This is a genomic window from Rhizobium sp. P2_G9 (assembly GCF_056403475.1).
In genome coordinates this window covers 234,677-248,455 of the sequence record NZ_JBFUFK010000015.1, presented here as the reverse complement: position 1 = coordinate 248,455, position 13,779 = coordinate 234,677, and the positions used below count along the sequence as shown (strand labels likewise).

16 protein-coding genes are annotated in these 13,779 nt (G+C 59.6%); all 16 read right to left on the bottom strand.

Going from position 1 to position 13,779, the window contains the following annotated elements:
* Window positions 1–171: 171 nt before the first annotated feature.
* Window positions 172–1,365: a chemotaxis protein MotC gene (locus AC1DYF_RS15480; RefSeq protein ID WP_477877615.1), complete on the bottom strand. Its 1,194-nt coding sequence runs from the start codon at window positions 1,363–1,365 to the stop codon at window positions 172–174.
* Window positions 1,365–2,747 carry a MotB family protein gene (locus AC1DYF_RS15475; RefSeq protein WP_477877614.1) on the bottom strand — a complete coding sequence of 461 codons (1,383 nt, stop codon included), beginning with the start codon at window positions 2,745–2,747 and terminating at the stop codon, window positions 1,365–1,367. The genes AC1DYF_RS15480 and AC1DYF_RS15475 overlap by 1 nt, the downstream gene beginning before the upstream one ends.
* Window positions 2,744–3,385 (bottom strand): hypothetical protein, encoded by a 642-nt coding sequence (locus AC1DYF_RS15470; protein ID WP_477877613.1) that lies wholly within the window; start codon window positions 3,383–3,385, stop codon window positions 2,744–2,746. The genes AC1DYF_RS15475 and AC1DYF_RS15470 overlap by 4 nt, the downstream gene beginning before the upstream one ends.
* A gap of 294 nt (window positions 3,386–3,679) precedes the next feature.
* Window positions 3,680–4,648: a flagellin N-terminal helical domain-containing protein gene (locus tag AC1DYF_RS15465; RefSeq protein ID WP_477877612.1), complete on the bottom strand. Its 969-nt coding sequence runs from the start codon at window positions 4,646–4,648 to the stop codon at window positions 3,680–3,682.
* A gap of 378 nt (window positions 4,649–5,026) precedes the next feature.
* A complete protein-coding gene (locus tag AC1DYF_RS15460) occupies window positions 5,027–5,995 on the bottom strand; it encodes a flagellin N-terminal helical domain-containing protein (protein WP_477877611.1) in 969 nt (322 codons plus the stop codon).
* Between the two features lie 284 nt (window positions 5,996–6,279).
* Window positions 6,280–7,242: a flagellin N-terminal helical domain-containing protein gene (locus tag AC1DYF_RS15455; RefSeq protein WP_477877610.1), complete on the bottom strand. Its 963-nt coding sequence runs from the start codon at window positions 7,240–7,242 to the stop codon at window positions 6,280–6,282.
* A gap of 268 nt (window positions 7,243–7,510) precedes the next feature.
* A complete protein-coding gene (gene fliP, locus AC1DYF_RS15450) occupies window positions 7,511–8,266 on the bottom strand; it encodes a flagellar type III secretion system pore protein FliP (protein WP_477877609.1) in 756 nt (251 codons plus the stop codon).
* Entirely contained in the window at window positions 8,263–8,766 is a 504-nt protein-coding gene (locus AC1DYF_RS15445; protein ID WP_477877608.1) for a flagellar basal body-associated FliL family protein, read from the bottom strand. Before AC1DYF_RS15445 ends, fliP begins: the two co-directional genes overlap by 4 nt.
* Window positions 8,767–8,813: 47 nt before the next feature.
* A complete protein-coding gene (flgH, locus tag AC1DYF_RS15440) occupies window positions 8,814–9,527 on the bottom strand; it encodes a flagellar basal body L-ring protein FlgH (RefSeq protein ID WP_477877607.1) in 714 nt (237 codons plus the stop codon).
* Window positions 9,524–10,069: a MotE family protein gene (locus tag AC1DYF_RS15435; protein ID WP_477877606.1), complete on the bottom strand. Its 546-nt coding sequence runs from the start codon at window positions 10,067–10,069 to the stop codon at window positions 9,524–9,526. The genes flgH and AC1DYF_RS15435 overlap by 4 nt, the downstream gene beginning before the upstream one ends.
* Window positions 10,066–11,184, bottom strand: coding sequence for a flagellar basal body P-ring protein FlgI (locus AC1DYF_RS15430; RefSeq protein ID WP_477877605.1), 1,119 nt, complete (start codon window positions 11,182–11,184; stop codon window positions 10,066–10,068). Before AC1DYF_RS15430 ends, AC1DYF_RS15435 begins: the two co-directional genes overlap by 4 nt.
* Window positions 11,181–11,675, bottom strand: a complete 495-nt coding sequence (gene flgA, locus AC1DYF_RS15425; RefSeq protein WP_477877604.1) for a flagellar basal body P-ring formation chaperone FlgA — start codon at window positions 11,673–11,675, stop codon at window positions 11,181–11,183. The genes AC1DYF_RS15430 and flgA overlap by 4 nt, the downstream gene beginning before the upstream one ends.
* A gap of 14 nt (window positions 11,676–11,689) precedes the next feature.
* Complete coding sequence (gene flgG, locus AC1DYF_RS15420; protein ID WP_477877603.1) at window positions 11,690–12,481, bottom strand: flagellar basal-body rod protein FlgG; 792 nt, start codon at window positions 12,479–12,481, stop codon at window positions 11,690–11,692.
* 8 nt (window positions 12,482–12,489) lie between these two features.
* Window positions 12,490–12,819: a flagellar hook-basal body complex protein FliE gene (gene fliE / locus AC1DYF_RS15415; protein ID WP_477877602.1), complete on the bottom strand. Its 330-nt coding sequence runs from the start codon at window positions 12,817–12,819 to the stop codon at window positions 12,490–12,492.
* Window positions 12,816–13,235, bottom strand: a complete 420-nt coding sequence (gene flgC / locus AC1DYF_RS15410; RefSeq protein WP_477877626.1) for a flagellar basal body rod protein FlgC — start codon at window positions 13,233–13,235, stop codon at window positions 12,816–12,818. The genes fliE and flgC overlap by 4 nt, the downstream gene beginning before the upstream one ends.
* Window positions 13,236–13,243: 8 nt before the next feature.
* Window positions 13,244–13,627 (bottom strand): flagellar basal body rod protein FlgB, encoded by a 384-nt coding sequence (gene flgB / locus AC1DYF_RS15405; RefSeq protein ID WP_477877601.1) that lies wholly within the window; start codon window positions 13,625–13,627, stop codon window positions 13,244–13,246.
* Window positions 13,628–13,779 lie beyond the last annotated feature (152 nt).

Here is a 13,779-nt window from a genome sequence, read left to right as displayed (position 1 = left end):
TCATTGGCATGCTTGCCGGCACTCTTTTGACCGGTCTTCTTGCCTGCGGCGCTGATGAGATCGTCGAAACTCTTGGCGTCGTCGGCGTGGCCGTGGCCATGCCCGCTGTTCTGCTTGCCGTGATGGGACGCCTGGGCTGCGACAAGACCAAGTGCGGAAAGATCGATCATCTTAATTGCTTTCACTGTTCAACAGTGCATCGACATCATTGAGCTTGGCGCGGCTCAGCCCGACAAAATCCTGCGACTTGCCGATCTGATCATCCAAGGCTTGCTTGCGAGTTCCCGCCTTCCCGTCGACAGGGCTGTCGTGGCCGGTGGGTGTCACCGCGGCTGGTGTCGTGGAAGCGGTCTTCCCGGCGTCCAGGACACGTTGGGACATCATGTCCCTGTACTCCTTGTCGACCATATCCCGCTTCACTTGTGTCAGGCTTTCTTCACTATTGACCAGGCCGGAATAGAGATCGGCGAGCGCCAGTTGCGAGCCGTCGCCAGGCAGTGACAGCTTGCGGGCGGCATCGGCCGCGAAGTCGGCAAGTTTCTTGTCGGCGAAAATCGCCGCACGCCGCGCGAGCCTGAGATAAATCTCCCGCTGGCGACGACGCTCGACCAGTGACAGCACCTCGCTGATTTCGGATGGCGGCAGCGCATCCTGGTGGTCCAGCGCCAGTTGGACGAAGACGTCGGCAAACTGCGACGCATAGGGAGAGGTCATGAACCGCCGCGCGTAGCGTCGGGCATAGGGCAGTGCCTTGGCGGTATCGCCCTTGCGCGAGGTGATCATCAGAGCCCGGCGCAGCGCCGCCTCCTCGACGATCGTGCCGGGTTCGGCAAGCCGCGCCCAGTCGAAATATTTAAGCGCCGTCGCTTCGTCCTTTTCCATCAGAGCGTTCGCACCAATCAACTCAAGATAGGGTCCGATCTCTGAATAACGGTATTCGGGTACGATTTCCTTGAGCTGCCGCAAAACAGCTTCGCCTTGACCGCTGAGATAACGGCGCAGCACGCTGGTGACGCGGATATCGAAATTGCCGGCAACGTCGCGCTCGGCCAAAAGGTCGAGTGTCGCCGGATTGCCGCCGCTCATCGCGTAGATCAGCGCTGCGTCGACATTGCGGGGATCATCGAAGACGCTCGGATCGGCCGAGCGCAGCCGCTTGTCGACCTCTTCGAGCAGGAAGCGCTGCATGTCGATATCGTCGAGATTGCCGGAGATGACGGAATCCTGCACGTCCTGCAAGGCCCTGACCATCTTATAGGGCGGCACAGCATCCTTGTCCTCGCCAGCCGCATGCGTGGCCATGGGCAAACAAACGCCCAAGGCAAGCAGCAGACTGATCCTGGCGAGACGTCCCGCGTTTGCCATCAGCCATTCGCCTGCAGCAGAATTTCGATACGTCGATTGCTGGCGTCCAGCGGCTTGCCGGGAAGCTTCAGCCGGTGATCGGCAAAGCCGGTGATCTGGGAAATCCGGTTTTCCGCAACGCCACCCATCTTGAGGATGAAATAGGCGCTTTGCGCACGATCGGCCGAAAGCCGCCAATTGTCATAGCCATTGGTCTTGTAGGGGCGCGAATCCGTATGTCCGCGAATGGCGATCTGGCCCTGACGGCTCTTGAGCAGCCTGCCGATCTCGGCAATGGCAGTCACCGTTTCCTTGGTCGGGACGGCCGAGCCCACCTGGAACATCGGCGTCTTGACCTGGTCGGAGATGCTGATCAGCACCCCACCTTCGGACGGGGTGACCACCAGGCCCTCTGCGAGATAGCCGATCTTGCCCTTCAGGTCCTTCCGCAGTTGGGTCTCGAGCTGTTTTGCGAGTTGCGTCGATTCTGCGAGCTTCTCCGCATCCGTCTTGCCGTTCTTGTCCTTGTCGGTCTGGCCATTCTCGGCGAGCTTGGTCTTGCCGTTCTCGGTGACCGTGGTCTTGCCATTCTTGTCCTTGTCGGACTTGCCGTTCTTGTCGGCATCGGTCATGCCGTTCTTGTCGGTCAGGCCTTCGCCGGGGCTCAGATTGCCCTTTACCTTGTTGCCCTTGTTGGACTTGTTGCCCTTGTCGGCCTGGCCGGTGAAGGCAGAGTCGGTTTTCTGGGCGTTCTCGATCGCGCCATCGCCAGGAAGGCCGGAGATCTCAGCCGGCTTGTCGGACTGATCGGCCGCGTTCGTGCTGGAAACTTCGACCTGCTGGGTCCAGAAATCCGGGTCGAACGGGTCGCGATAGGCCTTGCCGCCCTCCGCACCGGTCGCCGGACCGGCATCTTTCTGGCCCCCCTCGCCCTTGTCGCTGACATTGGCCTGGGTGTCGGTCTGCTGGGCGATCTCGGCGATCACGGCATAGGGGTTCTCGAAATAGTCGGCGTCGGAATATTTCACTTCCTGGCCGGCGGTCGACTTCTTGTCCTTGCCCTCGTCGGCCTGCTCGCCGGGTGTGCTTTCCTTGCCCTTCGACTTCGACTTGTCCTGGTCGTTCTCGCCTTGGGCGTCCTTGGCCGGCTTCTTCAGCCCCTTCGAGGCAGGCTGCGGATCGGTGAGCTTGATCGGGTTGAAATAGCTCGCGACGGCGGCCTTCGTCTCCTCATTGGCGGCATTGACCAGCCACATGATCAGGAAGAAGGCCATCATGGCGGTCATGAAGTCCGCGTAAGCGATCTTCCAGGCGCCACCGTGATGGCCGTCGTGCTTGCCACCATGCCGCTTGACGACGATGATTTCATTTTTGCCGTGGTGATGGCTTTCGGCTTCACTCATCCGGTCACCTCAGAAAGCGCCTGCGCCCAATTTGCCAATCGGGTCAGGAGCACGGTGTCGTTGATCTCGACAGAGATGTCGGCCGAGCTGTTCTCGATGAAGCGGCTCTCGATGCCGTCAATGTCCAGGAGCGGCTTCAGCCGGGCATAAAGCCGCTCGGGCCCGCGCACGACGACCGTCGCGACAGCGCTTTCGGCAAGCGCCTGGCGCACGAGATCGGCCAGTTGCCCGATTGCCTTGCGCGCCACCTGCTCTTCCATGACCGGCAACAGCACCTGAAATGCCTGTTCAGAAAGCGTCTGCGAGATCATCTGGGTCATCTCGTGAAAACGGGTATGGATCATCCAGATCGTCTCGCTTTCATGCGCGTCCGCCAGTCCCTGGAGCTGCAACGCATGCGCACCCTTCAGCAGTTCAAGGTCTTCCTCGTGCTTGGCCTGGAAATAGGCCTCCGCTTCGTCATAACCTTCCTGATGTGCCTCGCGCCGTTCGGCTTCGACATCGATCTTCGGCTCGGAAACGAAATCCAGATCAGGCATGGGTGCCCCGGAAAGCGCGCTGAGAAAATCGTTGCCGACCGGCGCGGCCGGAGCAGGCACGCTGAAATCCTTTAGGTATTTCGTCAACATGGCATTCATTGCTAAGCCGCCGGGACTGGAGGGGAACGATGGCGCATCGACCAAATCGAACATGTCGCCGCACGGGCAAAAGGCTAGTGGCGCAATCTTGCGCGAAAATGAATGCGTTGGGCCGCGTCAGGGCAATAACGCGACCCAACTTTCCGAAACCGCGCCGATGACCGGCAGCGCGGCGGAACCTGAATATTTTCAGGGCTTTGTGGCGACGGCCCCTTCCCCCCACGGAACGACGGCCGCGCCTGGTCACCTCACCGCCGGAGCCATGTCCGGCCAGGCGGTCGCCTTGACGCGCTCTTACTTGAAGAGCGCGAGGATGTTTTCGGCGTTCGAATTGGCGATCGACAGTGACTGGATGCCGAGTTGCTGCTGCGTTTGCAAAGCCTTCAACTTGGTCGATTCCTCGTTCATGTCGGCGTCGACCAGTCGGCCGATACCCTTGTCGATCACGTCCATCAGCGTCGAGACGAAATTATTCTGCGCGGTGATGCGCGAATTGATGGAACCCAGCGTTGCTGCCGAGTCGGTCAATGTACTCAGCATCTTGTCGACAGCGGAGATCATGCCGTCGAGATTTTCTGGCGCGGTGGTGGTGTCGAGTTTGATTTCCGTGCCGCTGGCGGGCGTCGTCGATGTGGCATCAAGCAGGAAGTAGCTCGCCTGAATGGTCGACGTCGAGTTCGGATCCCCCTGGGAGACGCTCACCGCCGCGGTGAGAATGCCCTCCTGGGCGTCGTCCTTGTCGATCAGCGTCGAGGTCGACGTATCGAATTTGAGCGTCTCGACCGACACGGTGCCGTCCGAAGCACGATTGAAGGAGCCGACCATTTCGACGGTGCCCGGAGGCGTGGTGGTGTCGTTGAACAGCCAGTTCTCGCCGGAGAATGAAGCAGATTCCGAAATGGACTGCAACTGRCTCTTGAGCTCTTTCAACTCTTCATTGATTTTATTCTTGTCGACGCCGGGTTCGCGTGCGGCTACGAGCTTGGCCTTGATCTCGCTGACGACGTCGATCGCGGAATTGAGACCGGTATAGGCGGTGTCGGTCTTGGCAGCGCCGAGGCCGAGTGCGTCCTGCACCGTCGACAGCGCCTTGTTGTCGGAACGCATCGTCGTGGCGATGGACCAATATGCAGCATTGTCCGACGCGGTTTCGACCCGGTAGCCCGAGGAAATACGCTGCTGCGTGGTTTCCATTTTGCTGTTGATGTCACGAAGAGTTTGCAGCGCCGCCATGGCGGCGGTGTTGGTCATCATGCTGGCCATTGATTTTGCCCTACCTGGAGTTTCGCGGACATTCCGGAACTTGATACCGGCAACGGCAGAAGCGCATCATGCTCTCGGTCGCCGCTCTTGCCCTGGACGACCCGTCTGCCATTCTTTAATTTTATGTAAAGACTTATGGTTAATCAACGGTTAACGGGCGTCGCGAATTTTTTAATTCATATTTAAGATTCAGCTAACCGATAAGTTGCAGCGGACTGCCGCCGTTTTACCGAATTATTTCAATGCCTTGCGGGACAGCACCGATACTCGTCATTACAGCATATTCTAATTTAGAACCGTTCCACATCCCGAATGCAAAGCGCCGGCGGCTGCAAAGGCAGCCGCCGGCGTCATTCGACCGAAAAGTGATTCGAAATCTTAACGGAAGAGCTGGAGGATGTTGTCGGCGTTGGAATTGGCGATCGACAGCGACTGGATGCCGAGCTGCTCCTGCGTCTGCAACGCCTTGAGCTTGGTCGACTCTTCGTTCATGTCGGCGTCGACGAGGCGACCGACACCCTTGTCGATCGTGCTCATCAGATCTCCGACGAAGTTGTTCTGCAGCTCGATGCGCATGTTGGTCGAACCGATGACCGACGCAGAATTGGTCATATTCATGAGCATTTCGTCGACTGCGGAAATCATGCCGTCGATATCCTGGGACGTCGTGGTGGCGTCGAGCTTGATCTCGGTGCCAGCAGGGGAAACGGATGCGCCGGTACCGACATTGAGCAGGTAGTAAGTGTTCGTCGTGTTGCCGGTGCTGGTGGCAACGGCGACCGAAGTGTCGGCGGTCAGCAGGCCCTTGGTCGAGTCATACTTGTCAACCAGGGTCGACGTGGCGGTATCGAACTGCAGAAGGCCGACGGAAACGGTGTTGTCTGACTTGCGGTTGAACGAACCGACCATTTCGACCGTGGTATTGGCGGTCGAGTCATCGTTGTAGAGCCAATTCTGGCCGGAGAACGAAGCCGATTGCGAAATCGAGAACAGCTGGTTCTTGAGCTCGGTCAGTTCAGAGTTCACCTTGCCCTTGTCGACGCCCGGTTCGCGAGCGGCCACCAGCTTGGCCTTGATCTCTGACACCACGTCGATGGCGGAGTTAAGACCGGTATAGGCCGTGTCGGTCTTGGCGGCACCGAGGCCGAGGGCGTCCTGAACGGTGGAGAGCGCCTTGTTGTCCGACCGCATGGTCGTGGCGATCGACCAATAAGCTGCGTTGTCCGCAGCCTTGCCAACGCGATAGCCAGAAGAAATATGGGCCTGGGTATCTTCCATATTCTGGCTGATGGTCCGCAACGTGCTGAGAGCCGCCATTGCGGAAGTGTTCGTCATAATGCTCGTCATTGCTGTCCTGCCCCTCTTGGTACGGGAAAATGAAAGGGACATTCCGGGCTACTGGTACCGGCAAACGGCGGAAGGGCATCATGCCTGTTAGCGTCTCTGTTTGGCTAACCCGACGTTCGTTGAGTTCCAATAAACACCCATATGGTTAAGGAACATTGAAGCGTGAGACGCTATTAACCACGTTTGTTAGCTATGTTTTTTAAGGAAAAATTGGCGATGAATTTTAACCAAAAATAAAGCCGCCCGGTTTGCCGGGCGGCCAGTTGTCAGATCTGCGTTTCCGATTAGCGGAAGAGCTGCAGGATGTTCTGAGAGTCGGAGTTTGCGATCGACAGCGCCTGGATGCCGAGCTGCTGCTGGGTCTGCAGGGCCTTGAGCTTGGTCGATTCCTCGTTCATGTCGGCATCGACGAGGCGGCCAACGCCCTTGTCGATCGTGTCCATGAGGTTGGAAACGAAGTCGTTCTGCATGCCGATTCGGGTGTTGGCTGCACCGAGATTGGCGGCGGTGTCCGTCATCGAGCTGAGCATGGAGTCGACCGCGGAGATCATGCCGTCGATGTCCGTGTTGGTGGTCGAGGCATCCAGCTTGATTTCGGTGCCGCTCGGGCCGGTCGCGGCACTGACGTTGAGCAGGTAGTAGCTGTTGGTGGTGTTCCCGGTGCTGGTAACGACCGTCGTGGAGTGGTCGGCGGTCAGCAGACCGAGCGAGGAGTCGTTGGTGTCGATCAGCGTCGAGGTGGCGCTGTCGAATGTGAGCACGCCGACCGAGACGGCACCCGTGTCGGAGCGGTTGAACGAGCCGACCATTTCAACGGTGGTGTTGGCGGTCGAGTCGGCGTTGTAAAGCCAATTCTGGCCAGAGAACGAAGCCGATTGCGAAACCGACTGCAGCTGGCTTTTCAGTTCGGTCAGTTCGGCGTTCACCTTGGTCTTGTCCACGCCCGGTTCGCGGGCGGCAACGAGCTTGGTCTTGATCGTGTTCATCACGTCGATGGCCGAGTTCAGGCCGGTATAGGCCGTGTCCGTCTTGGCGGAAGCGAGGCCGAGCGCGTCCTGGACGGTGCCCATCGCAGCCTTGTCGGACTTCATCGTGGTGGCGATCGACCAGTAAGCGGCGTTGTCGGACGCCGATTGGACGCGATAACCAGACGAGATGTGGTTCTGCGTCGTGTTCATCTGTTCATCGATGGAACGCAGCGTCTTCAGGGCGGACAGAGCGGAGACGTTAGTGATGATGCTAGACATTGGGGGGTTGTCCCTTTTTACGAGTTACAAATCTAGGGACATGCCGGACTCGAACAAACTTACCGGCACGGCGTTTCGGCATCATGCCAAAGGTCCGCCCTCTTTCGGCTTCAGACCTCATCGTCGTGTGAGGGCCAATATCGGAGCCAGAGCTTGCCAAGCTCTTAATTTCGGGCTTTGCAGTTTAGCCACCGGTTAATGTGGTTAAAAAACGACAAATATCCGAATTTCCTGGGAAATTCGGCTTAAAACGATGCAATTTAGGGTGTCAGTTGAACGATCGGACGAGGCTGCCAACCAGAAGGTTCCAGCCGTCGATCAGGACGAAGAACAGAACCTTGAACGGCAGCGAGATCGATGTCGGCGGCAGCATCATCATGCCCATGGCCATGGTGATCGTCGCCACGATCAGGTCGATGACCAGGAAAGGCAGCACGATCAGGAAGCCGATTTCGAAGCCCCGGCGGATTTCAGAGATCATGAAGGCGGGCACGAGCACGCGGAGATCAGGCGCACCATTGGTGACGGCCGGCTGGCCGCGCTCGGCAGCAATGTCGGCGAAGAGTTTCAAATCCTTGTCGCGCGTGTTGGCGGCCATGAAATCGCGGAAGGGAATGGAAATGCGCCGGATCGCTTCGCCTTCGTCGATCTGGGAGGCGAGCAGTGGCTGGGCGCCGGTGGTCCAGGCACGCTCGAGCGTCGGAGACATGACGAAGAAGGTCATGAACAGCGCGAGGCTTGTCAGGATCATGTTGGACGGCGTCGTCGACAGGCCCATGCCGGAGCGCAGGATCGAAAAGGCGATGATGAATCGGGGAAAACTCGTCACCATCACCAGGATGCCGGGCGCCACCGACAGGATCGTCAGCAGGCCGAAGGTGCGGATGATCCAGCTCGCCACCGAGCCGTTGATCGGCGTGTTGAGAATGTCCGGTGTCGTGGTCTGCGCGTGCGCGGCGCCGGTGCTGCATGCTAGGCAGAGAACAGTCAAAAACAACAGCGATTTCAGGACACGCGGGCTCATTGGATCACAAATGTCCTGAACAGAATCTTCGAAATCTTGCCCTCGGAGATCAGGTCGGCACGATCCTGCAGATCCTCCTTGAGATATTGGAAACCGCGCGGTCCCTCGATCTGCTGCAGCGTCACCGTCCTCAGATAGAGCATGATGTCCTGGTGAATGGCCTCGGCAAGCTTCGGATCTGGCTTGTCCTTGAACAGCAGTGCCACGTCGAGCCGTACCCATTTGTCGCTCGGATAGGCGAGATTGGTGAGGATCGGCTCAAGCTGGGTGACACCGGTCTCGTCCGCGCTCAGCATCGGCAGGCCGTCATCGGGCTTCTTGCTCTTCTCCTCAGCCGCAGCTGGCTCAAGCTTCTTCGGCACGTTGACGACCGGTGACAGCATCTGGCCAAGAAACCAACCGCCGGCACCGGCAATGACGGTCACGACCGCGACCGCGGCGATCGTCACCAACAGCGCGGATTTCTTCTTGGGCTCGGGGCCTTCGATCGCGTCAACCATGGTTCATCCGTGCCCCGGGGGCCTTGTTGCAAGAGTTTCCCGCCGCATCACATCGGCGAGAAAATATCGAGGAACTGCTGCCCGACCGGTGGGTTTTGAACTTCCGTGAGCCGTCCGCGGCCGCCGTAGGAGATGCGAGCTTCGGCGATCTTGTCGTAGGAAATCCTGTTGTTGGCGTCGACGTCGAGCGGCCGGACGATACCGGCGATGTTGAGCACGCGCAGTTCCTGATTGACCCGCACTTCCTGCGAGCCGCTGATCAGGAGATTGCCGTTGTCCATCTTGCCGGTGACGACGACGGCGACCTGCAACGTGATCTTTTCCTTGCGATCGATCGAGCCGTCACCCTTGGTCGAGGTCTCCGCGTCGTTGTTGATGTTGAGATCGAGGCCGAGCTTGTTGTTGGTGGTGTCGCCGCCGTCCAACCCGAACTTGCGGCTCCAGGTGCTGGAGCGGCTGCGGTCGGTCGTGTTGTCGAACGACGCCTGCTCGTCGATGTTGATGGTGACCGTCAGGATGTCGCCGACATTGAGCGCGCGCGCATCCTTGAACAGCGCCGCCCTGTTGTCGTTCCATAGCGAATAGCCGGTCGCCGTGTCCTGTGGCTGCTTCGGATAGAGCGCCAGGGAATTGGTCTTGGTGAATTGCAGGCCGGTACCAACCGGACTCATCGAGGGCGCACGGCCGAGCTCGGTGACCGATTGCGTACTGCAGCCTGCGAGAGGGATCAGGACCGTCAGGGCGGCGATCTTTGATTTCATGACGGATTCCTTGGCGTGTCGTCGCGCTGCTGCATCGCCGACATGATGGCGGTCACCATGGCGGCTTTCTTCGGCTCCATCTCGGTCAGGATCAGGCTCGACTGGGCAGGCTTGAGCTTGACGATGATCGCCGAGACGATGCTTGGATCGAGCAGGTTCATTTGCGCGGCGGCGGCATCGGGCGGCATCTTCTTGTAGATGTCGACCAGGCCAGCATTCGCCGCCTTGAGGAATTGGGTGCGCTTGTTGAGCCAGGTCTCGTATTCGGTCTTGCGCTTTTCGAGAATGGCGATGCGGTCATTGACCTGGGACTGGAGCTTGGTCAGCTCTTCCTTCTGCAGCTGGTAGCGCTGATCGCGGGCCGCGTCGGCGATGTTGTTGCAGAAGGTCTTGATCTCCTCGCGCGCCGTTTTGACCGCCGGCTTCGGCTCGCCGGACTTGTCCTCGGCGAGAGCGCCGGAGATCGGCGCGGCCGCGAGGCAGAGCCCCGCGAGCGCCAGAGTGCGGATTGCCAGAGTTTTGAGAGTGCCTGATGTCATCATTGCAAGACGAGCTCCGCCTGTAATGCGCCTGCCGATTTGATGCCCTGGAGGATGGCGATGATGCCGTCAGGCTTCACGCCGATGCTGTTGAGCCCCGAAACCAATGTCTTGAGGTCCGAGCCCTTGAGGATCGCCACCTTGGTGTTGGCCTGCTGCGCGACGATATCCGTCTGCGGCTGCACGGCCGTCTGGCCGTTGGAGAAAGGCAGCGGCTGCACCACTGTCGGGTTCTCGCTGACCTGCACCGTGAGCGTGCCGTAACTGACCGCGACTTCCGATATCCGCACGTCGGCGCCGATGACGATGGTTCCGGTTCGCTCGTTGACCACCACCTTGGCCGGCGTGTCGGTATCGATCACGAGGTTTTCGACTTCCGCCATCAGGCGTGCGAGGTCCGCCTGCCTGGGCTTCTCGATCACCACTTCCTGGCTGTCGTTGACGGTGGCAATCGGGCCGCCATAGGTCGTCTTGGCAAACTGGTTGATGGCGTCGGTCATGCGCACGGCGGTGGAGAAATCCGGGTTGCGCAGCTGCAGGACCAGGTTGGCCGAGTCCTTGAAGCGCGACGGCAGCGGCCGCTCGATGATGGCGCCGTTCGGCACACGGCCGGCGGTCGTCACACCTTGGGTAAGCTTGGCTGCGTCACCCGTCGCCGAAAAACCGGAAACGATGATCGGTCCCTGCGCCACCGCATAGATCTGGCCATCGGCGCCGGTGAGCGAGGTCATGACCAGCGTACCGCCGCGCAGCGACGTGGCGTCGCCGAGAGAGCTGACGGAAACGTCCATACGGCTGCCGGGGCTGGCAAAGGGTGGCAGCGAGGCGGTGACCATGACAGCGGCGATGTTCTTGGTGCGGTTGTCGCCGCCCTGAGTCGAGATGCCGAGATTCTGCAGCATCGCCCTGAGCGACTGTTCCGTAAACGGCGCGTTCCTGAGGCTGTCGCCGGTGCCCTGCAGGCCGACGACGAGACCGTAGCCGATCAGCTGGTTGTCGCGCCCTGCCTGAAGCGAAGCAACGTCCTTGATGCGCGCCGTCGCCATCGCGTCGGCATAGTCAGGCCAGAGCGTGGCGAGAGCGAAGACAGCGACCAGGAGCTTGACGAACTGCTTCATTTCTGCGCCACCAATATCGTTCCGTCGGCGAGCACCGTGCCGCTGACAATGGCGCCGGAATCGGCGTTGCGCACCTGGATCACGTCACCGATATTGCCGTCGCCGAGCGGCACGCCGGATGCCGTGATGCGCAGGGTGCCGTTGTCGAAGATCATCACTGCCTTGTCGCCGCGCCTGACCGTATAGGGCTTGCGCAACGCGGAGATCATGATCGTGCGGCCCGGCAGCAGCGTGCGAGTGGTGATCATGCCGTCGACCTCTTCGGCCGACCGGGCATAGCCCTCGATCAGATTCGGATTGGTGACCGCAACGACCTCGATCTGGTCGGCGCCGATCAGTTGCCCCGGATAGATGATCGTGCGCGGAATGGCCGCCTTGCCGAGGTCGACCGCCTGCGCGGTGGCTCCCATGGCAAGTGCAAGCGTCAGCGGCAGGAGCAGGCCAGCCGCCTTGCTTGCGAGATTTTTGATATGCGCCAAGCCAAACGTCATGTTTGCCCGCCTTTTCAGGTTGTCATGCCTTTGCTGACCGTCTGAGCCATCTCATCGGCCGTGGTGATGACCTTGGAGTTCATTTCATAGGCGCGCTGCGCCGAGATCAACTCGGTGATTTCCTTGACCGGATCGACGTTGGAACCTTCGAGATAACCCTGCTGGGTATAGGCGAAGGATGGGTCGTTCGGCACGCCGACCACCGGATCGCCCGAGGCCACCGTCTGTTGGAACATGTTGTCGCCCAGTTCCTGCAGGCCAGCTTCGTTGGCGAAGTTGACGATCTGCAACTGGCCGAGCAGCGTCGGCGTCGTGGCAGTACCGACCGTCGCATAGATCTGGCCCGTCTTGTTGATCGAGACGTCGGTCGCGTTTACCGGAATGGTGATGTTCGGAACCACGGCGTTGCCGTCGATCGTCACCAGCTCGCCATTCTCGTTCTTGTTGAAAGCGCCGTCGCGCGTGTACTTGATCGTGCCATCCGGCATCTGGATCTGGAAGAAACCACGGCCGACGAGCGCGAGGTCGAGCGGGTTGCCGGTCTGAACCAGGTCACCTTCCGTGTGCAGGTTGCGCACCGCAGAGAGCTTGACGCCGAGGCCGATATTGACGCCTTCCGGCACCGTCGACTGGTTGGCCTCGTTGGCCACGCCGGGAGCGCGGTCGGTCTGATAGAGCAGATCGGTAAATTCGGCGCGAGAGCGCTTGTAGCCGGTCGTATTGATATTGGCGATGTTGTTGGCGATGACTTCCAGATTGGTCTGCTGGGCGTTCATGCCGGTGGCTGCGATGGCGAGGGCTCTCATGATTTACCTCAGATTGGCATCTTGACGACGTCAAGATAGGCCGAAACGATCTTGTCGCGGAACGCCATGGCGGTCTGCAGTGTCTGGTTGGCCGTCATCACCGATTCGACCACTTCGCGGACGCTTGCCTTGCCGAGGATGCCGTCCGAGGATTTCTTCTCGGCGTCCTTGAGGTTGGTCTCGAAGGTATTGCCGAGGTCTTTCATATAATCGGCGAAGGAGGCACCAGGGACCGCGTTGGTCTCGGCGGCCGGCTTGGTAAGTTCGATGTCGCTCGTGCTTTTGAGCTGCGATGCCAGCGAAGCTGCCGTTGAGAGCGGGGAAATGGCATCTATCATGACGAGGACCTCAGGAGATCGATGGTCGAGGAGATCAGATCGCGCGCCTGGCGGATCGATTGCAGGTTGGCTTCGTAGGAACGATTGGCTTCCCGCATGTCGGCCATTTCGACAAGCACGTTGACATTCGGATATTTCACCATGCCCTTGGCGTCCGCCGCCGGATTGCCGGGATCATATTCCTGGATGAAGGGCGTGGTATCCTTGCCGATCTTGTCGACCTGGACTGTCGTGACGCCGTTGGCGCGGTCGAGCTCCTGAGAGAAGGTGATCGTCTTGCGCTGATAGGGATCGCCGCCGGGAGAGGTGGCGGTGGAGCGCGCATTGGCAAGGTTTTCCGAAACGATGCGCAGGCGCGTGGAATCTGCCGAAAGACCTGAAGAGGAGATTTTCAGCGATGCGGACAATGGATCCATCATCTTGATCAACCCTTCCTGACGGTCGTGAGCATCATCTGGTTGAATGCCTTGACGATGCCGGTGTTGAGGTCGTAGTCGCGCTTGACCATGCCCTCCTTCTCCAGCTCGCCGGACAGGTCGACCGAGTTGCCTGACAGTTGCGAGGTGGCACCCTTGTCGACGCCGGATTCGACGACATAGGTGTCGCCGGGCGAGTCGACGAAGTGCATGGGGCTGGTTGCCGCCATCGGTAATTGCGTGTTGTCCAGTACCTGGTCGAAGGGCGACACGTCCTTGGCCTTGTAGGCCGGCGTGTTCGCATTGGCGATGTTACTGGATACGACTGTCTGGCGGGTTTGAAGCCACTCCGCCTGTCGTGACGCCAATTCAAAGAGCTGAATAGGCTGCATAGGTGATCTCCGTCTTCATGACCGAACTATCGTCTTCATGACTGATGCGACCCTACGGCGATAATCTTGCGCGGGACTTGCACCCCAAAACCCAGGAAAAATACCGGTTTCCTAACGATTTTCACTGATCCAAGTCTGCAAGCCAAACGAGG